This is a genomic window from Candidatus Eremiobacteraceae bacterium, assembly GCA_036511855.1.
Classification (GTDB): Bacteria; Vulcanimicrobiota; Vulcanimicrobiia; order Eremiobacterales; family Eremiobacteraceae; genus JABCYQ01.
The window spans coordinates 100,900-122,454 of the sequence record DATCBN010000044.1 but is presented as its reverse complement, the minus strand read 5'-3'; the positions used below and the strand labels follow the sequence as shown (position 1 = coordinate 122,454).

The 21,555-nt window shown below is 62.3% G+C and carries 18 protein-coding genes; 10 read left to right on the top strand and 8 right to left on the bottom strand.

From position 1 onward, the window contains the following. The 3 genes from VII69_06835 to VII69_06825 all read left to right on the top strand — a co-directional run. A partial coding sequence (locus VII69_06835; protein ID HEY5094810.1) for a zinc-binding dehydrogenase occupies positions 1-756 on the top strand: 756 nt, incomplete at its 5' end. Then, the gene (locus tag VII69_06830; protein ID HEY5094809.1) at positions 753-1,211 is read left to right on the top strand and encodes a cupin domain-containing protein; all 459 of its coding nucleotides are present in this window, start codon (positions 753-755) and stop codon (positions 1,209-1,211) included. The genes VII69_06835 and VII69_06830, both read left to right, overlap by 4 nt. A gap of 114 nt (positions 1,212-1,325) precedes the next feature. Continuing rightward, positions 1,326-2,372: a hypothetical protein gene (locus tag VII69_06825; protein ID HEY5094808.1), complete on the top strand. Its 1,047-nt coding sequence runs from the start codon at positions 1,326-1,328 to the stop codon at positions 2,370-2,372. 20 nt (positions 2,373-2,392) lie between these two features. On the opposite strand, the gene VII69_06820 is transcribed toward VII69_06825, so the two are convergent. Continuing rightward, on the bottom strand, positions 2,393-2,638 hold the full coding sequence (locus tag VII69_06820; protein ID HEY5094807.1) for a hypothetical protein: 246 nt from the start codon (positions 2,636-2,638) through the stop codon (positions 2,393-2,395). 212 nt (positions 2,639-2,850) lie between these two features. Here VII69_06820 and VII69_06815 point away from each other — a divergent pair, with 212 nt between their 5' ends. The 3 genes from VII69_06815 (at position 2,851) to VII69_06805 (ending at position 7,881) form a co-directional block, all read left to right on the top strand. Further along, positions 2,851-3,837 carry a hypothetical protein gene (locus VII69_06815; GenBank protein ID HEY5094806.1) on the top strand — a complete coding sequence of 329 codons (987 nt, stop codon included), beginning with the start codon at positions 2,851-2,853 and terminating at the stop codon, positions 3,835-3,837. Positions 3,838-3,847: 10 nt separating this feature from the next. Beyond that, positions 3,848-5,059 (top strand): hypothetical protein, encoded by a 1,212-nt coding sequence (locus VII69_06810; GenBank protein ID HEY5094805.1) that lies wholly within the window; start codon positions 3,848-3,850, stop codon positions 5,057-5,059. 197 nt (positions 5,060-5,256) lie between these two features. Further along, on the top strand, positions 5,257-7,881 hold the full coding sequence (locus VII69_06805; GenBank protein ID HEY5094804.1) for a zinc-dependent metalloprotease: 2,625 nt from the start codon (positions 5,257-5,259) through the stop codon (positions 7,879-7,881). Between the two features lie 151 nt (positions 7,882-8,032). On the opposite strand, the gene VII69_06800 is transcribed toward VII69_06805, so the two are convergent. Both VII69_06800 and VII69_06795 read right to left on the bottom strand, forming a co-directional pair. Continuing rightward, positions 8,033-11,209 (bottom strand): ATP-dependent DNA helicase, encoded by a 3,177-nt coding sequence (locus tag VII69_06800; protein ID HEY5094803.1) that lies wholly within the window; start codon positions 11,207-11,209, stop codon positions 8,033-8,035. Then, the gene (locus tag VII69_06795) at positions 11,206-14,382 is read right to left on the bottom strand and encodes an ATP-dependent DNA helicase (GenBank protein HEY5094802.1); all 3,177 of its coding nucleotides are present in this window, start codon (positions 14,380-14,382) and stop codon (positions 11,206-11,208) included. Before VII69_06795 ends, VII69_06800 begins: the two co-directional genes overlap by 4 nt. Before the next feature lie 99 nt (positions 14,383-14,481). On the opposite strand from VII69_06795, the gene VII69_06790 reads away from it, so the two are divergent. Next, a complete protein-coding gene (locus tag VII69_06790) occupies positions 14,482-15,117 on the top strand; it encodes a hypothetical protein (GenBank protein ID HEY5094801.1) in 636 nt (211 codons plus the stop codon). A 16-nt stretch (positions 15,118-15,133) separates the two neighbouring features. Next, positions 15,134-16,045, top strand: a complete 912-nt coding sequence (locus VII69_06785; protein HEY5094800.1) for a hypothetical protein — start codon at positions 15,134-15,136, stop codon at positions 16,043-16,045. Positions 16,046-16,225: 180 nt separating this feature from the next. Here VII69_06785 and VII69_06780 read toward each other — a convergent pair whose 3' ends face one another. From VII69_06780 to VII69_06760, 5 genes are read right to left on the bottom strand one after another with little or no spacing between them, the layout of a single operon-like run. Then, complete coding sequence (locus tag VII69_06780) at positions 16,226-16,978, bottom strand: tetratricopeptide repeat protein (GenBank protein HEY5094799.1); 753 nt, start codon at positions 16,976-16,978, stop codon at positions 16,226-16,228. Further along, positions 16,978-17,379 carry a hypothetical protein gene (locus VII69_06775; GenBank protein ID HEY5094798.1) on the bottom strand — a complete coding sequence of 134 codons (402 nt, stop codon included), beginning with the start codon at positions 17,377-17,379 and terminating at the stop codon, positions 16,978-16,980. The genes VII69_06780 and VII69_06775 overlap by 1 nt, the downstream gene beginning before the upstream one ends. 14 nt (positions 17,380-17,393) lie before the next feature. Continuing rightward, a complete protein-coding gene (locus VII69_06770) occupies positions 17,394-18,395 on the bottom strand; it encodes a HAMP domain-containing sensor histidine kinase (GenBank protein HEY5094797.1) in 1,002 nt (333 codons plus the stop codon). Beyond that, the gene (locus VII69_06765; protein HEY5094796.1) at positions 18,392-19,066 is read right to left on the bottom strand and encodes a response regulator transcription factor; all 675 of its coding nucleotides are present in this window, start codon (positions 19,064-19,066) and stop codon (positions 18,392-18,394) included. Before VII69_06765 ends, VII69_06770 begins: the two co-directional genes overlap by 4 nt. Before the next feature lie 58 nt (positions 19,067-19,124). After that, positions 19,125-19,358, bottom strand: coding sequence for a hypothetical protein (locus tag VII69_06760; protein ID HEY5094795.1), 234 nt, complete (start codon positions 19,356-19,358; stop codon positions 19,125-19,127). A gap of 65 nt (positions 19,359-19,423) precedes the next feature. Here VII69_06760 and VII69_06755 point away from each other — a divergent pair, with 65 nt between their 5' ends. Both VII69_06755 and VII69_06750 read left to right on the top strand, forming a co-directional pair. After that, a complete protein-coding gene (locus tag VII69_06755; protein HEY5094794.1) occupies positions 19,424-20,572 on the top strand; it encodes a DUF1343 domain-containing protein in 1,149 nt (382 codons plus the stop codon). 96 nt (positions 20,573-20,668) lie between these two features. Further along, the gene (locus VII69_06750) at positions 20,669-21,487 is read left to right on the top strand and encodes a transporter substrate-binding domain-containing protein (GenBank protein HEY5094793.1); all 819 of its coding nucleotides are present in this window, start codon (positions 20,669-20,671) and stop codon (positions 21,485-21,487) included. Positions 21,488-21,555: the final 68 nt, after the last annotated feature.

Below are 21,555 nucleotides of genomic sequence, written 5' to 3'. Positions count from 1 at the left end.
CGCGCGAGCAAACTTGTGCCTGGTGGAATGGCGAGCTACGCCGTCGTGCCCGCAGACAACGTGCGCGCGGACGTCTTGCGCCTCCCGGACGACATCGACGATGATACCGCCACGCTGATCGAACCTTTGGCGACGGTGGTGAAGTCGGTGCGCCGATCTCGCCTGCGGGCTGGCGATCGCGTGCTGGTGCTCGGCTTGGGCGTGATGGGGCTATTGCACGTCGCGTTGCTGCGCCATCGCGGCGCCGGTGTCGTGCTCGCCGCAGATCATGTACGCTCAAGGCTGGCGTGCGCCTCTCGGATGGGTGCGCGCGAAGCGATCGACGTATCCGCAGGGCGGCTCGAAGAACGTGTGCTCGATGCGACCGGAGGCGAAGGCGCAGATGTGGTCATCGTCGGACCGGGAACCGTGGCCGCCATGGAGAGCGCCGCTGCTTGTGTAGCGCGCGGGGGCACGATCGTGTTGTTCACGCCTCTGCCCGCTCACGAAAAATGGCCTCTGCCCGTGCACGATTTCTATTTCAAAGACGTGACCGTCACCACGAGTTACTCGGCCGGCCCGGTCGACACGCGCGAAGCTCTTGAACTTCTGGCGGCCGGAATCGACGTGCGGCCGTTGTTCACGCATCGATTCAACCTCGACGGCGTGACCGAAGCGTACCGCTTGGTCGCAGAGGCCCGCGACGCGCTCAAAGTCATCGTCTACCCGGGGCAACCTGTACTAGGGCAAGCATCGCTTGCCCCCGGTCCACAATGAAGCACGAATTCAAACCCGAAGCCTTCGAGTGGGCGGGCGTCCACGTACAAGGATATCACGGTGGCCAGGTGGATTTGCCCGAACAGGGCTACCGCGGCGTCTCGCGACAGACCATCACGAGCGGCGCGGCCGAGAGCTGCGGATTTGAAGTCCGGTACTTCGAGGTCGAGCCGGGCGGATACACCCGCCTCGAGCGGCACGAGCACGTGCATTCGGTCACCGCGTTGCGCGGCCACGGCTACGCGATCGTCGGTGAGGCCGTGCACCCGATTCGCGGCCACGATCACATCTACGTGCCGCCGATGACGTTGCACCAATTCGTGAACGACGGCGACCATGCGTTCGGATTCATATGCGTGGTGGACGCCGAGCGCGACCGGCCGCAGTTGCCTGGCCCCGATGACTTGGCCACCCTCGACGCGAACGCGGCGACGCGCGGCCGCTATCGGATCTAACCGCCTCGCCGGCGCGGGAGCCGACTGCCAATACAGTGCCACGGCAAAGGCCCGCGGTTTCTTCCTGAAAAAGCACCTCGACCAACATCGCACACGGTAACGAGGAGCTTCAAAATGCGTAGACTCAGTCACTTCAAATTTCTCGGCGCCGCGGCGGCGCTGGCGTTCCTTGCGGGCTGTTCCGGCGGCGGTTCGGCTTTGCTCGCGCCGAAGCCGGCGTCACTTCAAAGCGATTCGCATCGCGTTCCCGTCGTTCTGAAACTATTGGGCGCGCGCTCGCCAAACTCTGTCGCCTTCCATCGCTATAAGAGTTTTGATACGTGCCCCGCGGACGGACCTGTCAAATATGTCTCAGACTATAACAACAACGTCGTCGACGTCTACGTCGGTAAGTTCGCGGGTCAAGTCCCGTGCGGCCGGCTTACGTCGGGAATAAACGCTCCATGGGGCTTGTACGTAGAGCCGGGTTCGCACGACCTCTACGTGGCAAACGACGGCGGTAAGAACATCCTAGTGTTTCACCGCGGTCAGACGAAGGCATACAACACCTATACCGATCCCACGGCCCAAGATCCGGTCGACGTCACGGTGGCAAGAGACGGCACGGTGATCGCATCAAATCTTGTCCAGATAAATTTCAACGAAAATGGCTCCATCTCGACGTGGATCGGAGGACCGAACGGCGGCAAATTCGTCGGCAACTTTGCCACGGCGAACGGCGGCGAGGGCCAATACGTCACCGTCCAAAAAGACGGCACGGTCTTCTTCGACGACCTTATCGGCAACACGGCCAACGGCGCTCTGTTCTCTCTGTCGTGCCCGGCCGGCGCTTGCGGCTCCCAGACTCAAGTAACGGGCGTGTCGTTCAACTTACCCGGCGGGCTGGAATCAAACGACAACGACGATCTGCTCGCAAACGACGGCCTCGGCTTTGCCGACACGTTCAAGCTGCCCAATCCTAATCCGAAGACGTTCCCCGTCGCCGGCATTCCGACCGGCATGGCCATCAACAGGTTGGACCATCATTGGTTCGTAGCCGATGGCCTCAATAACAATGCCGCCGAATATCTGTATCCGGGCGGCAAACTTGTCGGTAAGGTACAAGGCAATCCGGACGGTGGAACCTTCGGCATCGCGGTAGATCCGGGCCACACGCGCTAGAAATCGCCGGCCGGCTCGGACTACGAGAGCGTGTCCGAGCCGTCAGGCAACTCGAGACTGCCGGAGACGGTGAGCTGATCGACACGCAGCCGTCCCACCGTTAGCTCCCCGACACTAAGTGAGCGTAAGCGCGCGTCGAGAACAGACGCGCGCTTAACGACTAGCTTACCGATAGCCAGCGTTCCTATTGCGAGCGCGCCGATAGCAACGGCGCCGATGGCAAGTGCGCCCGCCGCAAACGCGACCCTAGCTTCAGCTTTTTTCATCGATTCACGTTCTCCGCAATCTGAGGGCGAAGCCGCCCTTTTGCTGAAAGGTTAAGCGCTCCCCTCGAGTGGCAAGAACAGCTTTGCCCCGGTCGCCTTGCTAACTCCGGCTCCCTCGCAATTCGCAAGGCGCTGCACGGCAGAGGTCCGCGGGTCACTACCCGTCGATGTCGAAGCTATCAGGCTGCTGTCGCTCAATGGGAGATCATACCATGAGTCGTCGTCCGATTCTTGTTCCTCTTCAACTGGTGAGCGTAGCGGCGGCGATCGCGTTTCTCGCCGGCTGCTCCGGTGGGTCATCTTCGATCGCGCCGAAGCCTCAGGGCGCTTTGACCGCGATAGGCCAAGGCAATAAATCCGCAACACCTTACTCGTGCCCAGCGACGGGCACGATCGTGTACGTCGCCGATGTTGCCGTGAACACTGTAAACGTTTACAAAGGACAATTCGCCGGACAAGCGGCCTGCGGCCAAATCACAACAGGGCTGAGTGAGCCGGGCGGGATGGTCGTGCAGACGACGACTCACGATCTTTACGTATCAAACTTCGGTGGCGCAAACGTCCAGGTGTATCACCGAGGACAAACGACACCATACAATACGTACACGGATCCTAGCGTCCAAGACGTTGCCGACGTCGCGGTAGCGCCCGATGGCACTGTGTTCGCCGCCAACTTCCACAAGCGGAATCGCACAGAACGAGGCTCGATCTCGACGTGGGTCGGCGGTCCGAACGGCGGCACATTCGTCGGTAATTTTCCGATGGCGATATCCCGTGACGGCTACAACGTCACCGTCAATAAGAATGGCGAAGTCTACTTCACGGAGGTGACGAAGCATCAGAGCGGTGCGCTTTGGAAGATGCGCTGCCCGGCCGGTGTTTGCGGCGCTCAGACTCGAATAGCCGGCGTCGTGTTCGAATTCCCAGGCGGCATGCAATTCAATGACCGAGGAAATCTTGTGGCGATTGATCAGGCCGGCATAGCCGACACGTTCAATCTGCCTAACCCTAATCCGAGAACGTTTCCCCTTGCCGGCCAGCCGGATGCAATGGCCCTGAGCGGACTGGACCATCACCTGTTCGTCGCCGACTACCGCAATCACGATGCCGCCGAATATTCGTATCCGAGCGGCAAACTTATCGGCACTGTGCAGGGTAATCCCGTAGGCTTGCCCGACGGCATTGCCATCGATCCGTAAGGCGCTCTCCATGACCACTTATCGAGCAACTCGAAACGCGATCACCGGTTTGGCGGTCGCCGGAATTTTGTTCGGTGCTCTGTCGCCGGCCGCAGCGACCTGTTTTTGGCAATCGGGTCCGCTTCCTAACGATGGAGCGCCTCCGACTACGCCGTTTTCACTTTTGGCATTATCAGCGAACGACATTTGGGCTGCCAACAATGGCGACCGTGAATTGTTGCACTGGAACGGGTCGGCGTGGTCGGAGGTGACCATACCGGTCAACACGCCGCCGGATACCGGGCTTTTCTCGCTCGCAGTCACAGGCACGTCCGATAGCGATCTTTGGATCGACGCAATTTTTCGATCCGAGAGCGATCAATATGCGAAGTCGATCCATTTCGATGGGAACCGCTGGACCGTCACTCGCATGCCAACCGGATTTCCGCCTTCCAAGATATGTCCTGGCCAAGGCGATGGCCCGAACATAAGCGCAATGCAGGCGTTTTCTCCGACGGATGTCTGGTCCGCCGGCGAAGTGTGCCATATTGAAAACGGGAAGTCCATCTTCGAGGGAATATCCGAACATTGGGATGGCGTCCGATGGAACATTTTGCCATTCGCGGCGCCGCTAAAATTCTTGCCGTTTGGCCTACCGGAAGAAATGTCCGGCACTTCGGATCACGATATTTGGGTGTTAGGCGAACAAAGCGTGATCGAACATTTCAACGGAAGGCGTTGGGCGATCGCATCCGGATACGGGGCGCTCAACGCACTTATAGACGGCGTTTTCGCCGGAAGTCCTGACGATGCGTGGGCGGTTGGCTTCGTCCCAAAAACAGGTGATCCCGGGTCTCAGACTCGCACGTTCGCTGCGCATTGGAACGGAAGGGATTGGGAGCAATTTGCGACGCCGAACGAGGATGGCCCGAACTTCGAACGCGCAAACGCTTTGCGCGCAGTTTCAGGATCTGCGCCGAACGACGTATGGGCGGTGGGCGAAACCGATAAGCCCGGATCGCCCAATCACAACGCTCGGCTTCAGGTCATGCATTGGAATGGAGTGAACTGGTCGAACCACACAAGCGCACAACTGGGCGCGGGCGGTTTCTATTCTGTGGTGGATCTCGGAGTCCGCGATGTTTGGGCGCTCGGAGGCGATAATCCAAACTCAGGTTCGAGCAATCCGATTGCGTCGTTCCGGTGCTCGGCGGGCGCCTCAGAACCATTGGAAATCCCGTAGCTTTCACTCGGGGACCAAAAAGCACTAAGTTTATCTCACCCGTCCGGCATGACGCCACCCTTAGCGCACCTACGGGCCTAAAAAGGGGGTCGAGCGGCAATGCCCCACCCGATTTGGTGCGCCGCCGAGCAGGCGAGCGCCCACCTCCCAAATAATTAGTTGCGGTCGCCCCTCGCCGGCTCAGGAGACATGATCGCATGCACCGCCGTTTATTGCCATTTCTCGCAGTGTTCGGTTTCACGCTCGTTGCGCCCGGTGCCGCACAAGCCGCAGCGCAATCGCCTACCCCTGCGGCCGCAGCAGCAGCCACACCTGGTGACTATCAAAACTTCATCGATGGCTTGACGCCGCAACACGGGCTCTTCACATTGTGGCGCAAAGACGGCAAAGTCTACATCGAACTGAGCAAGGCGCAGCTCGACACCGACTTCATCGAAACGTCCACGCCGGCAACCGGCATGGGCGGCCTCGGCGTCACGCCGGGCAACCCCTATTTCCAATTCGCCCGCATCATGCGATTTTCGCGCAAGGACGACGACGTTGTGATCACGTTCCCCAACACGTCGTTCGTGGCGCCCGACGGTTCGCCGGCTGCCCTCGCCATTTCGCAGAATTTTCCGCCGTCGATGTTGTCGGTATCGAAGATCGTCGCGACCGATAGCGTGAGTGGTGACGTCGTCATCGAAGCCTCGCCGTTCTTGGGCGATGTGGCGGATATCGAAGACGCGCTTCGCGGCATCAGCGATAACCCGCAATCGCAGTATCACTTGGATCGCGAAAAGACGTATTTCGGCGATGCCAAATCTCTTCCGGACAACGCCATCATCGAAGCCGACCAGACGTGGGTGACCGGTCAGCCGGATCCGTCGGTCGACAACCTCGTGGACGCGCGCAGTTTTCAGCTCAAGATGAAATACAACATCACGCCGGCGCCGACGCCCGGCTCCTACACTCCCCGCCTAGCGGACGATCGCGTCGGCTACTATCCGGTCTTCATGCTGAACTACGGCGACGATCTCACGCGCGCACGGCAATTGCGCTACATCATGCGTTGGGATCTCCGGCCATCGAATCCATCGGGGGGAATGTCGCAAGCGACGAATCCGATGGTGTACTACATGTCGAACACGATCCCGTTCGAGTACCGTCAGACGATTAAGGACGCGTTGCTCACGTGGAATAAAGCGTTCGAAAAGATCGGCATCAGCAATGCGATCGTGGTCCGCGATCAGCCGTCCGACCCGAATTGGGATCCCGATGATATCCACGTCAATGTCGTGCACTGGCTGACACAATCGTACAACGGCGGCTACGCGCAAGCGGGCACCGTGTTCGACCCGCGCACCGGCCAAATCCTTAAGACCTCTATCGTGATCGACGCCGACCTGCTATATTTCGGCGGACTCAGCGCACGGGACTTCATCGCGCCGACAGTCGACGCACAGATATCGGACACGCCGTTTAGCTCGGAAGAGCAGTACGGCGAGGAAAAGCGCGCCTCGGCCATATTCGGCTTGTACGCGCTCAGTGCGATGGATGCGCCGCTTTCGCATGCGCAGACCTTGAAGTACACGCAGGACTTCCTCAAGTCGATCGTGCTGCACGAGTCCGGCCACGAGTGGGGGCTGCAGCACAACTTCATCGCGTCGGAGGCGTATACGCCCAAGGAGCTCCAGAACAAGGCGTTCACGTCACGTTACGGTCTTGCGAACACCGTCATGGAGTACACGCCCACCAATCTGTGGCCCCACGGAACGCCGCAAGGCGACTTCTTCCAGACCGTGCTCGGGCCATACGACTACTACGTCATACACTGGGGTTATGCGCAGGTTGCCGGAGCGTCGAACCCGCAAGCTGAGGTTCCCACGTTATCGCGCTGGGCGCAAGCCTGGCAGAACCCGTATTACCGCTTCGACATGGACGAGGACGTTCAGTGGGCCAACGGACACGCGATCGATCCGCGCGTCAATCAATTCGATCTTTCGACCGACAACATCGCCTGGTGCGATGGCCAGATCAAGATCGCCGACAACTTGATCGCGAAAGTGCCGACGCGCTTCACGCACGCAAGCGATACCCACGATGCGCAGGAACAAGCGTTTTTCGCAGGCTGGCGCCAGATCACTCGCTGCATGACGATTGCCAATCACTACGTGGGCGGCGAGTACGTGTCGCGGGCGCACATCGGCGATCCGGGCGCACCCCTGCCGTTGACCGCCGTCACTCGCACCGATGCGCGTCGCGCATTCGACTTGCTGGACCGGCGGCTGCTCGGCGCGTCGGCGTTCTCGTTTCCCGAGAACACGCTGCGGCAAATGGTCTACACCGAATGGGTGACCGACTTCGGCGAGCCGGTATGGGCGTACAATCCGCCGCTGCGTCACGACCTGCCGGTGTCGACGTTGGCCGAGACGATCCAGGCCAGTACGCTGACCCGCTTATTCCAGCCGACGATGCTGCAGCGCCTCGACGACCTCTCGCTCAAGTATCCCGCGGGCTCGACGATGAGCTTGTCCGATCTCTTCGCGTGGACGCAAGACGCCGTCTATCGCGATCTGCGCACCGGCAGCGCATCGAACGAAGTCCATCGCAGCGTGCAGCAGTGGTATGCGCGGAAGTTGTCGCAGATCGTGCTGAAACCGGCCGATGGAACGCCATTCGACGCGCAATCGCTCGCTCGTGCCGAACTCGTCAATCTGCAGAGCTCGTTGCAATCGGCTTCGGGGCATGGCGATGCATTGGCCGCGGCCCACGTGGCCAGCCTAAAGGCGATCGTGAATCAAACGCTGGACGCGCGCGTCATGGTGCCCGCCGGCCCGTAGGCGGGGTGAGGTGTACTAGGGCAAGCATCGCTTGCCCATCGAAAAAAAACTCGGGGCAAGCGATGCTTGCCCTAGTACGGAGGCCCAAAAAATGGGCGAGCGATGCTTGCCCTAGTACGGAGGCCCAAAAAATGGGCAAGCGATGCTTGCCCTAGTACAGGAACGACATGCACGGTGCCGCGCGGTACGGACAAGTCGTGCACCACGGACCGGGGCGAGGCGTGTCGTCGGCACTTGAGATTCCCGACGCAGCGGTGCGGACGCGCGACTCGATGGTGGCTCGATCGAGCTCCGGCACGGGCTCGAACGCGACGACTCCATCGCGGATGCGGGCGATGAGTCCGCGCGCCTCCAAACCGTACGCAGCCCGAACCGCTTCGCGATAGAGCGCGAGCTGCAGCGCGTAATCCGAAGGCGGTGCAGACCCCGTCTTGTAGTCGATGACGGCAGGATTGCCCGATGCATCGCGCGCGATCAGGTCGATGAATCCCGAAACGGTGACGCCGGCGATATCAAGCGTGAATGGCGCCTCTGCGTAGAGCGGCGTCCATCCGGCAAGGGCCGTGGTCATCGCATTCAGTGCGTCGACAGCGCGACGCGCGTCGGATTTCGACGGCGATTGGCCAAGTTCTTGAGCGGCTTGGCGTATCGCGTCGGACCCGGCGGCAGCATCGCGGCCTTCGATCCGAGACGCTGCCCAGAGTTCGAGCGCGCGATGGACAAGATCCCCGTACGCCCCGAGGCCGAGCAGCGAATCGGGGTCGCGGACGGGGCCGTCATATGTCTCGGAGTCGAACCTGGTCGAACGGTCCGCTGCAAGCGGCGGAATTCGGAGTTTCGCCGCGTAGGCCACGGCGCGCGGGCACTCCTCAAAGCGCCTGATGATTGAAAAGGAAAGCGGCAACGCCGACGCCGCCGAGGCGGGGCGTTCCGCCGGGAACATTCGCGACAAGTAGTCGCGCGCGCGCAAGCCGTTCTCTTGGGCCGGCGATGAACGCCCGTCACCCTCCGCCGTGCCGCGCACTAACGCCGACGGTACCGGTTCGTCGGCAGGCCACCCCATCGCGTCAAGCCACGCATAAGTCTCGTCCAAGAAATCGTGCGCCTTACCGTGTGGATTCGCGCGGCTCAATATTCGCCGCTTGCCGCTGACGTACAATTCGTCGCGCGCGCGCGTCAGCGCCACGTAGAACAGCCGGCGTTCTTCGCGGTCAACGGCAGCGCGGGAAGGGTGGTCGGCGTCTCGCGGCACCAATCCGTCGGCGTCGGCATCGAGCTGCCGCGCGAGCACATGGAACGGCTCGTGACCGTGGCCGTCTTCCGAACACAAGAGCGCACCATCGGCGTCGAGCGTCAGCAGAGCGGAGCGCGAATTGCTCGGCCAGACATCGGCGACGAACACCACCGGCCATTCGAGGCCCTTCGCATTGTGGACCGTGGTCACGACGACGGCATCGACCTCCGACGCATCGGCCTCGCGCTCGTCGCCCGATTCACTCTCCAACTCGTCGAGATAGTCCGTGAAATCGCGTGCGGACGCGCCGGGGTTCCTCTGCGCGAACCCAACCGCAAGCTGCTCGAGCTTCCGCAAATTCGCGAGCGCCTGCGGCGCGCGCCGATCGGCATTCTGTTCGTGGTATAGTCGAAGGCCGGCGCGATCCAGAACCGACGGGAACGCGGCCGTGAGCGACTGCCCCGCGAACTGCTCGAGCGCATCCAACGTCTCGCGAAGCCGCGCCACCCGAACGCGCCCGTCGGCGCTCACCGCGTGGCTCACCGGTTCGACGAACACGCGCCGTGCGAACGCCGTTGGATCGGATCTCAAAAGATTAGAAGAAAGTGCCACGACGTCCGCATCGTTCGCGCCGAAAACCGGCGACTGCACGATGCGGGCCGCCGCGTGAGAATCCAACGGGTCGGCCAACAGCCGCAGCCACGCCAACGCATCGAGCACTTCCGGCGCATCGTAAAACCCGACGCCGCCGGTCAATTGAAATGGCACTCCGGCACGCATCAGCGCGTCGGTATAGATCTGCGTGTTGGTCTTGTAGCGCAGCAGCACCGCGATATCGCGCGGGCGCAGATCGCCCCGCGAAAGCCGCGACGCTATTTGCCCGGCGAGCCACTCGGCTTCTATCCGGCGCTGCTCCGCGGCATTACGCGGTACGCCGTCGGCCTGCCACATGCTCGCGACCTTCACCACGCGCGCGCCGGCGGGGCCGCGGTGCGCCCGAAGTGGTTCGATGTCGCCCCTGTCGGCTGCGATCACCCGATGCGCGAAGTCGAGGATCTCTTGGCGCGAACGACGGCTCTGCGTGAGCCGGAACGGCACGCAGCCGGAAAGAGCTGCGAAGTCGTCCATGTTCTCGGGATGCGCGCCGCGGAACGCGTAGATGCTTTGCCGCACGTCGCCGACCGCGATCACCCGCTCGAGCGCTTCGCCGAAGACCGCTTGGAGAAAGCGATGCTGTGCCACGTCGGTGTCCTGATACTCGTCTACGATGCAATGCGCGAAGCGGCGTCGCAGCTCATCTCGAAGCGCCGGACGCTTGCGCACTTCGACGTCGGCGCGGAACAACAAGTCGGAATACGTCAGGGCCGGGCGCCGCAGCAACAGGCCGTCGAATTGCCGGAACAATGCGGCCGCGGCGCGCACGCGAGTGGAATACTCGTGCGATTCGCGCGTGAAGCGCGCATCGTCGATTTCGGCGAAGAGCTTGAAGCCTTTTTTCTTCACATACGGCTGTCGCAGTTGCCGAAACGGAATCGCTTGGATGCGTTCGCCGGCGGCGAGGGCGCGCCGTTCGAATTCATCCGGCGTGATCGCCGACTGCTTGAGCCGCATCATCACGCTGAAGAGGCCCGATATCAGATCGTCCGCGCGCCGGAGCGGAAATGCGGTGGGATCGACGTTCAGACGCCCGAGGACGAGATCGTCGGACGCAGCGCGAAAGATCAGCCGCGCATCGGCGTCCTCGAGGACGACCGTGTCGGGCGATAGTCCGATGTCGTACGCGTGATCGAGCAATACGTCATGCGCGAATGAGTGAAAGGTGGCGCATTGCGGCGGCTCCACGCCGGAGCCGAGTTCGCGCAACACGCGACCGCGCAACTCTGCGGCGGCCTTGCGGCCAAACGTGAGCAGCAAGAGTTTTGATGCCGGACATGCGCCGCTTTTGTGCAGCGCTACGACGCGGGCCACCACAGTATGGGTCTTGCCGGTCCCCGCACCGGCGTCGACCGTGGCCGGGATGCCGATCGGATGATCGACCACGCGCTGCTGCTCGTCGCTTAGACCCGTGCGCGGCGCGTCCGCCAACTCGCTCACGCGGTCACCATTCCCGGTCCAGGACAGACCTTTGTGTAGGGGCAGAAGCGGCACGTTGCGACGTCGACAGCCGTGACGAACGAGCGCATCTCACCGCCGGCGCATTCGGCCATGACTGCCGCACCGATCTCCAGCCACACGCGCTCGAGTTCGGCGCGAGTGAGATTTGAAGCGGCACCCGTCGGATCGAGTTCGTCCGGCGCTTCGAGAATTGCAACCGAGTCCGCATATGGCGCGGCATCGTCGCCCTTGCCGTCCTTGCCGCGCATGTAGATGAAGTCCATGCGCGCGACCCGCGCTCCAAACGCCGCTTCCACACCCGGCACGTAGAAGATGGTCTGCAGCGAAAGCCCGTCGGGAGCGTCGCCGAAAAGCGGGTCGCCGGCGCTCAACACCGCGAGCGCGCCGCGGACGGCCGCTGCGCAACCGATACCCTGCCGCCGGCCGAGTTTGTAGTCGCGGATGGCGAGCCGGCCGTCGGCGAGCCGGTCCACGCGATCCAACCGGCCGCGGACGTGAACTCCGGCCACCTCCGCTTCGACCCAGCGCTCCCGGTCGAGCACCGTGAACGGGTTGCGCAGCGCTTCGCCCGCGAGCAGCGCGGCATACCGGTGGAGGTAGCGCTCGACCCGCGCCGCTTCGTAACGCGCACGCGGCGCCTGGGGCGCGATGCCGAGCGCGGCCGCAAATGCCGGCGCTTCCTCGGCGGCGATGCGGTGCAGCGCAACGCGATAGCGCTCCGTCTCCGCAGCGGCATCAGTTACCGCCGTGAAGTTGGTTTCGCGTTCGTGAAAGCGCTGCAGCACGGTGTGCAAGTACATGCCGGGCTGTGTTGCATCGTCGTCGGCGCGATCCTCGAGTCCTAGCACGTACTTGTAATAGAATTGTCGAGGGCACTTGACGTACGCGGAAATGCCGCTGGGCGAAAGCGCACCGGTGTCGTATCGAAGCGACGCCGGCACCGACACTTCAAGCGTCGAACCCTCGACCAGTGCACGAAGCGGTGGACGCTCGCTCAGGTACTCGCGAACTCCCGGTGCCAGTCGTTCTGCCGGCGTCGCATTCGCGAGCGCTTCGGATACTTCGCGCGCGATGCGCCGCGGACCGAAAGGCGAGCCATCGGCACCGGCTCGAGCGACATTTTCCGAATCGCCGGCCAACATCGCGGCGAATGGCGACAGGGCCGATTCGATGCCGTCGGCATCGCGGACCGGTGCCGTCACCAACACGTCGAAGCGCGCGCGCGTCAACGCCACGTACCACAGCGACGCTTCTTCGCGGCGCGATTGTTCCGAACCGATGTCGGGCAACATTTCCGCGGCTCGCAACCGGTCGAGAATGCCATCGTCCAGCAATGGATGACGGCGTGGCCGCGCCGGCAGAACGCCTTCGAGCGCTTGCGGCATGACGACGGCATCGAACTCAAGACCCTTGGCCGCGTGGATGGACATAACGCGCACGCCCCCGGCATCGGCGTCGGGCGGTTCGACCGCGTCACCGAGCAACGCGACGATCTCTTCGAGTTCTTCGACGAATTTCGCGGTGGTGTATCTGCCGCCGCCAAGGCCACGCCACGCGCCGCGGAGATCGTGAGCGGCCGACATGAGTTGCGCGAGCCGCCGCGGCGAGACGCGCGGATCGAACCCCGGGACTTCCGCGGCGTCGCGCACCGCGCCCAACAGGTCGAGTTCGCGGACGACGGTGGCGACGAACTCGTCCGGCTCTTGCGCGGCGTATGCCGCGAGCACTCGCCGCCACGCGGCCGCGAATTCAGCGAACGGACGTCTTCCCTGCGGCGGCTCCGCGATCAGGGCATCGAATGGCTCGAACGGCTCATCGCGCAGCGCCATACGGACTGTGATGGCGCGATAGCCGATCAACGGGTTGACGAGCAGCGAGGTCCAGCGATTAGCGTCGCGTTGCGCGCGGATGAGCGCCAGCGCCGCGCCGATCGCGGCGATCAGCGGATCGTCGTGAATGCCTGCGCCTGCGTGCGCTGCCACCGGCACGCCGCGCTCGGCCAACGACGCGGCGACAAGTGTGCGCAGCGGTTCGACCGCGCGCAGCAGCACCGCGATCTGCGAGGGAGCGGTGCCCGACGCGATGCGCTGCGCGATGTGGTCGGCGATGAGCGACGCCTCGTCTTTTTGCGAGGCGGGCCGGCGCAGCGTGACCGATCCGGGCAGGGCCCGATTCTCCGCCGTGGTGAGCGATTGCGGATCGAGCGATTGGGTTGCGTTGGCGACGTCGAGAACGGCCTGCGCCGACCGGCGGTTGGCGGTGAGCGAGAGCACGGCGCAGTTGAACCGCTCGCCGACTTGACGGACGTTGTCCGGATTCGCGCCGCGAAAGCGATAGATGGACTGATTGACGTCGCCGACGAAGCAGATCGCAGGCCGGGGATTAGGCGCGGTGCGCGCATCGCCGGCCAAAAGCTCGAGCAGGCGAAGCTGCACCGCGTCGCTGTCTTGAAACTCGTCGACCAGGATGTGCGCGAATCTGCCGGCGCGCCACCAGCGCGATGCCGGAGACGCCGGGTCTCCAAGCGCGGCGACTGCGTCGTTGACGTAATCGCGGAAGTCCGACATCCCAAGCCGGCCGCGCTCGGCTTCCATCGCCGAAAAAAGCGAAGCCAAATCCTTGAGCCGCGGATTCGACGCGTCTCGCGCGATGTGCGCGAGATCTTTCGGCGTCGCTCCCTGCCCCTTCGCTTGTGCGAAGAACGTGAGGGCATCCGTGGCGAAGCGTGTGCTACCGCGCGCCGCAAGCGGAATGGTGCTGAGGGACGCGCGCTGCACCACCTGTTGAAATAACAACCTCTCGATGATCGGCGTCAGCAGCCGGTGGCTGCGCGATCGAGGCGCGTCGCCATCGATGAGCCGCGCACAAAATCCGTGAAACGTGCGGACGTGCAACTCGCGGACGGCGAACGCCCCGGCGGCCGATTCGCGAAGGCGTTTCACGATCCGTTCGCGCATGGCGCCGGTGGCATGGCGCGAAAAAGTCAGAACGAGGATCTCGGCCGGAGCCACGCCGCGCTCGGCGACGAGCCACGCGAACCGCCGCGCGAGCGTTTCCGTCTTGCCTGTGCCAGGGCCGGCGAACACGAGCAGATGGCTGCCTTCGTGTTCGATGACGCTCCGCTGTTCGCGTGTTGGCTCGAACGTATCCATTCCCGTCGATGTTCCCGACGCGACCGCGAGCGCTCCTGTGCGCGACGCAGGTACGCGTCGCGGTGAGGTGCGAACGGTCAGTCCCGGGAGGGTCAAAATATGATTCATGCTCTGGTTCTGGCGGTCGCGATGGCGGCGACTCCGGCGCACGCGCCGATGGCGATGGCGACGCCGGCCGCGCAGCCCAAGCCGACCGCTGCGGAAGCCTCATTCATTTCGAGCGTCAGCGCCGTGCTGCTGGCCAAGTATCCCACCGTCAAGGAGGCGCAAGCCGCCGGCTACATGCAGCTCACCCGGCTTGAGCCCGACGACCACACATACGTCTACTCGGATATGACATACGACAAGATCGATCGGCTTCGACCGAATTTCTTGTGGTACGACCGCAATGGCAAGCTCGTCGGTCTCGACTACGAATACGCGAAGTGGGCGTGGCCGAAGGTCCCCTCGATGACAGCCTATCCCGTGGCCGCATCTCGCTGGGTCACCGTTCCGCAGCACATGCACTACGCGTACCGCATCGGCAACGGGCCGGTCCAGACGCACGGCGCCCGCGCACTGCCCAACTTGCAGAAGGATCCGATCACGGCGGACGACCTCAAAGCCGACAAGATGCTGCCGGCTGGAGCCACGTTGGTATGGGCGCACTTTCACCCGACATGTTGGGACCTAGGATTTTGGCTCGTGCCGAATCCGAACGGCGCATTCGCAGATCTGAATCCAAACGTCAAGTGATTGCGTTGAGTTAGTTGTGGACAACGGTCGAGGAAAAGCAGCTTTCTATGCGCTACTGGCAGCCGTCGCGGTCGTCGCGGCGGCTCCAGCTTTGGCTCTCGACCCCGATTCTGGCGTAGTGCCGCAGCCTACGTCGAGCGACTCGCCGCTGCCATCGCCATCGCCATCGCCAACCATTCCGGGCGGTCTAACGGCGCTGCAGATCTTCTCCACGGCGCAGCGTGTCGCGCGTGAGAATCCCGACCCGCCGTATATGACCTATCAGATGCACGAGATATTCGTGCACCACGGCAAACCGTTCAACTACGATTATCGCGTTTGGTACCGTTCCGACGGCAAAGGCATGATGCAGGATATGGCGCCCAGCCGCAACGGCGGCCACACGCCGATTTTCGGGTATCCGTTTCCGGTGGCCCCGGACGACAACATACTCTTGTACGCCACGCCCGCGCCGCGATCGACCGTTCCTCCGCCCGTGGGGAGTCCACAGACGATGCCGTCGGGGGTGCCCACCCCCGCTGTGCTCGGCGTGCAAAGCGTCACCGCCGACCGGTACTATAAAGTATGGTTCGTGGGAATGGAGGATTTCGACGGCCATCACACATTTCACATCGGCATGCAATCACTCAACGACGATCGCACACATCCGTGGAAAGATATGTGGGTGGACACCCAAACATTCGAGGTGTGGAAAGCTCACGCTTCCGGCTCCGGTAGCAAAGGGCCGGCCACGGGAAGTGTCGAGGCCGACGTATGGTTCGGTCCGGTCGGGTCCTACTGGCTGATCACCCGCGCACAGGGCGACGGACAGGTGCGAATGGCGTTTCTTTCAGACAGCGGCCACTACGAATACTATTTCTCGGCCTTCGGTTTTCCGAATACTCTACCAGACTGGTATTTCGACCCGGCACTATTCAAGCATCACTAAGAAGGCCCGGAATCATATGAAAGCCCCGCGACCCATCGGCAAAAGGCGCGTATCAAAGCTCGACAAAGCGAGAATCAAGCTCAACGAGCAGGAGCTGCACGCATATTACATCGCGCTTATCTCGTCGCGGCGGCTGTTCGTCCGCGACTCGGAGCTCAAGGCCTCTTAAAGCGTCGAGCCCTAGACGCCGATCTGCGCGATGATCTGCGCGCACAACGATTTCAGCACCGGGTCTGCCGCCGTCTTCGCCGCCGACTCGAACTGGCCGCGCGCCTCGGTATTGTCGCCTTGGCGCAGACGGATCGCCCCGCGCAGGAAGTACGCCTTCGCGAACGACGAGTTCAATTTCAACGCCGCGGTGAGTTCATTGTCAGCACCCACCAAGTTGCCGGTTTTATAGAGCGCAAGCGCGCGATCGTAGTGTGCTTGAACGTATTGGGGATGCAGCAGCGTGGCCACCGCGAAATCCTTTTCCGCTTGATCGGCGTGGCCCGATAGATACTGTGAAAGACCGAGATCGAAATGTGCGCGCATCGACGTCGGATGGTCGGATAGTATCCGGTCGAAGATGCCTTTCGCGCCGACGTAGTCGTTGAGCGCGATATCGGTGACGCCCAAGTTGAACAGCGCAGGCACGAAATCGGGCTGTTGCGAGAGGCACGTCTTGAAATCGGCCGCCGCGTCTTGGAATCGGCCTAGCGCGTACAAGTCCAGGGCGCGATTGTAGCGCACCTGCAGATCGTCCGGCGAGAGGCGCAGAGCGGCTTCGAATTTATCGAGCGCGCCGTTATAGTCGCCGTGATGATACATGTCGATGCCCGCGCCGACAAACGAATCCACGCGCATCTGGCGGAAAAAGTTCTGCGCTTTCGCGGCGTCAGCGGATCCGAAGACGACCGCTGCGGCCAAGAACATCCATGCGATGCGCTTCATCACTTCGGTCCTCCCGGACTATGCGGCGGACCTGGCGGCGTGTACGGTCCCGGCGGTGGGGTGGTGCCGGGCGCGGCAGCGAACGGGTCGCGGTAGGCTTGCCACGGCGTGTACTTGCCGATGACGAGCGTGCTCGCGTACACCTCGTCTGCCGCGGAAACGCTGGTGCCTGCGCCGGGCCCGATGGGATCGATAAGCTTGTAGGCGCCTTCATCTTCAATGCCGGCGGGTCCCGACAAGCCATGATCGATGAGATCGAGAATGGATTTCGATGGAGTGGTAGCGGCAGCCGCCGCGCCAATGCTTTGCTTCGATGTCGACGGCAAAATAAAGAGCACGCCGCCTAGAACTGCCAGCGATACCGCTGCGCTCGTGAAGAGTTTCCTAGAATGATTGGGCATGATGTATGCCCTCCTTACGATGAGATGGCTGGGAGCCGGACCGTGAACGTGCTGCCCTTGCCTTCGCGGCTGTCCACCGCGATGTCGCCGCCGTGCGCCCGCGCGATCCAGCGGCAAAGTGGGAGGCCGAGTCCGTGTCCGGCTGGACCCTCGCCCTCTCCGTTGCCGTTGCGCGCCTGATCCAGGCGATGAAAGCGCAAGAATATACGCTCTCTTTCGTCCTGTGGGATGCCGGCGCCTCGGTCCGCCACCGCGACGAAGGCGGCATCGCGCGCTTGCCAGACGCCGACCTCCACGCGGGTGCTTTCGGGGCTGTACTTGATCGCGTTGTCGACAAGATTGGCGACGAGCTGCGACAGCTTGAGCTCGTCGCCCATGACGAGCGCGCTTTCGCTGCGATTGACGGAGAGATCGATGCGCCGCGCCTCTGCCAGCGGGCGGAGCGATCGAAGGACGCCGTTCACCACTACCACGAGATCGGTCGGTTCTCGCTCCAGCGCACTTTCAGCGTCGACATGTGAGAGCGTCAACAGTTGGTCGATGAGCCGCTCCATGCGTTGGGCCTGATCGTCGATGATGCGCAGACGCTCGGCAGCCTCTTCGCTCAAGTCGGCATTATGGAGCGCGGCCGACGTCTCTGTGCGGATGACGGCGAGCGGCGTGCGCAAATCGTGGGAGGCGTCGCTTGTGAATTGGTGCTGCAATTCGATCGCTTGCTCCAGCGGCCGCAGCGCGGTCTTCGCGAGCAAGAACGCCGCGCCGGCGACCAGCACGAGCCCGCCGATGTTGGCGACGAGCAGGAACATGGCGTTCTTGAACATCATGGCGTGCGCGACTTCGTTGATGCCCGGCCAATCGCTGATCGGCTGCACGTCTTGCCAGACCACGAGCGAGATCAGCGCGTAGACGACGATGGAAAAGACCACCTGCAGCAGCACGAGAATGCCGCCGTACGCGAACGTGAGCCGCAAGCGAGCCTTGCGGACGTCCGCGTGAGGAGTGGTGACGTTCTTCACGGTTTGTCGACGGTGTACCCGACGCCGCGAACTGTGCGCACGAACGAGGCGGAGCCTGGATCGTCGAGCTTGCGGCGAAGCATCTTGATATAGACTTCGAGGATGTTGCTGTTGCCGCCATGCTCGGCGCCCCACAGGCGATCGAGTATCGCGTCTTTAGTGAGGACGATGCTCGCGTTCTCGAGCAAGTAGAGCAAAAGCCGGTATTCGGTCTTCGTGAGTTGGACGGTGCGTCCGCGCTTGAGCGCTTGGTGGCGCAGCACGTCTACCGAAAGTTCGCCGACGGTGATGACGCGAGGTTTTAGATCTTGGTGCGGGCGGCGCAATAGCGCGTGCACGCGTGCGAGCAGTTCGGGAAACGCGAACGGTTTTGCGAGATAATCGTCGGCGCCGCTGTTCAACCCAGCCACGCGATCGGTGACGGCGTCGCGCGCGGTCAACATGAGGATGGGAGTGGTGATGCCTTGTTTGCGCGCCTCTTGACAAACTGAGAAGCCGTCACGTTTGGGAAGCAGCACGTCGAGTATAGCAAGCTGATAATCGTTGCCGCACAATTCGTCGAGCCCAAGATCTCCATCGCCGGCCGTGGTGACGGCGAACTTTTGCGCCTCGAGCGCTCGTCGCAGCGAGGAGGAGAGGCTCGGATCGTCTTCAACAAGTAAAAGTCGCATAGTAGGCTGTAGTTTGCCTTTTGTGAAACCAGCCGCCTGCGCCCGCAGCGCAAGGGTTTCAGCCGTTTTTCATCCCCTCGGGCGACGGCTCGTCCGCTTCTTCGATTTCTCCGTCTTGGAACGCGTACGTTCCTTGCTCAAACCGCACGAGATATGGCATATACGGACTATTATTTTCGCTTTCGAGCACCCCAACGGTGCCTTTTTCCACTCGGCCCTCAGCGCCGAGGTCGAGCGTACGCTTGGTACGGACCCGCTGACCTAGTTCCATATGGTATGGGTTCTTCGGCACCCAAGTCCGACCTCCACGGGCGGCCCAAAGAGGTCGGCGCGAAAGTGGGCGGAAAACGCCTGTCCATGATGGACGACATCGCTTCGTTCGGCCCGGTGCGCAACGGCATCGATGTATTGGCCGCCGACGACTTCAGCGTGCTCCAAAACCGGCGCGTAGCGCTTATCACCAACCACACGGGCCGGCTTCTCGACGGAACCCGCACAATCGATGCGCTTGCGGCGAATCCCGAAGTTCAATTGGACGTGCTGTTCGCGCCGGAGCACGGCCTCGACGGCACGCGCGACGAGCGGCTCGACGACTCGCGCGACGAAATCACGCAACTTCCGGTCTATAGTTTGTTCGGCAAACGCACGGCGCCGTCGCCGGAGCAATTGCACAACATCGACGTGCTCCTCTACGACATCCAAGACGTCGGCGCGCGCTTCTATACGTATATCTCCACGTTGGGCTACGCCCTTGAAGCGTGCGCCGAGAACGAAGTGCAGATGTTCGTGCTGGATCGGCCTAACCCCATCGGCGGCTTCGACGTGGAAGGTCCGTCCAGCGATGCGGCGTGCGAGTCTTTGACCGCGTACCATCCGCTGCCGTTGCGACACGGCATGACGGTCGGAGAATTGAGCCGGCTGTTCAACATCGAGCGCGATATCGGCGCAGACCTGCGCGTCGTCACGATGGCGGGCTGGCAGCGCTCTTATTGGTTCGACAATTGTGGTCAGAGTTGGATCAATCCGTCGCCGAACATCCGCGACCTTGAGGCCGCGACGCTGTATCCCGGCATCGGATTGCTGGAGGGAACCAACGTCTCGGTCGGGCGTGGCACACCCACGCCGTTTCACGTCATCGGCGCGCCGTGGATGGACGGCCCGCGTTTGGCGCAAGCACTTGCCAAGTACGAGCTGCCGGGTCTCACCTACGAAGCGGTCGAGTTCACTCCCGACGAAGCGCGTCATCGGCATCACGGCGTGAAATGCCACGGCGTCCGTTTCGTCGTCGGCGACATGCACTCGGCTTTGCCGAGTGTCCTCGCTCTATCGCTCATCACCGAGCTCCGCGCTATGCATCCAAGCGAATGGCACTACCGCGATCTCGATCCGATGCTGGCTCGGCCGGATCTGCTCGACGCCATCGAAGATAGCTCTGCGGAATTAGACGATCTGTGGGAACCTGACCCGGAGTTCTTCGACGCGCGCGCAAAAGCTATGCTGTATTAAGAGGCTCAGAGTATCAGCGACGATTTCCAGGTCAGGAACGGCGATTACTCGTAGCATAACTTCATGAAACGTCTTTGCGCTTGTTTAGCGTTGTGCATGACCCTGACCGCGTGCGTCAAGCATTCGGATCCAACCTCGATCGCGGGACCTCCGGACCTTCTCGCAGCGGTGAAGCAGCGTCACACCTTGGTCGTCTCGACGGACGGTAACTACGCGCCGCAGTCCTTCCTCAAAATCGACGGCAACTGGGTAGGCTTCGACGTGGACGTCGCGCGGGAAGTAGCGAGACGACTTGGAGTTGTTCCGCGATTTGAGGACAGCAACTACGATGTGGTGACCGCAGGCAATTGGCACAATCGCTGGGATGTCAACGTCGATTCCATGGCGGTGACCACCGAGCGGAAGAAAACGTTGTTGCTCACCGCGCCATACTATTTCGTGCCCGCCGCGTTTGTCGTGCACAAGGACAGCACCGTCTCGAATGTGGCGCAATTGGCGGGCGCGCGGGTAGGAGTGGGTATCGCAACGACATACTTGGCGTATCTCAAGGCCGAACTTCCGGGTGACATAGAACCGATTCTCGTCCGCCGGCCGGCGAAGGTCAAGCCTGTCCAATACGTCACCGACGAACTCGCGCTGCAAGACCTTGAATTGGGCAACGGCAAACGCCTGGACGCGGTGCTCACGGCCATGCCGACCGCGAGCGCGGCCATCGCAGCTGGCGCGCCACTGCGGATCATCGATCAGACGGTCTTTTACGAAGATGATGCGATCGCGCTGGACAGGCACTCCGAAAATTCGCCGGAGCCCTTGCTCGCGGCGATCGACGATGCGATTTCGAATATGTTGCGCGACGGCACGCTATCCCGCCTATCAAAGAAGTACTACGGCGCAGATTTGACGCATAAACATTAGGCACAAGGGAGATATAGCCTAAAGAAGAAGTAGTAACGTCCAAAAACAACCTATCCTCATAAGGAGCG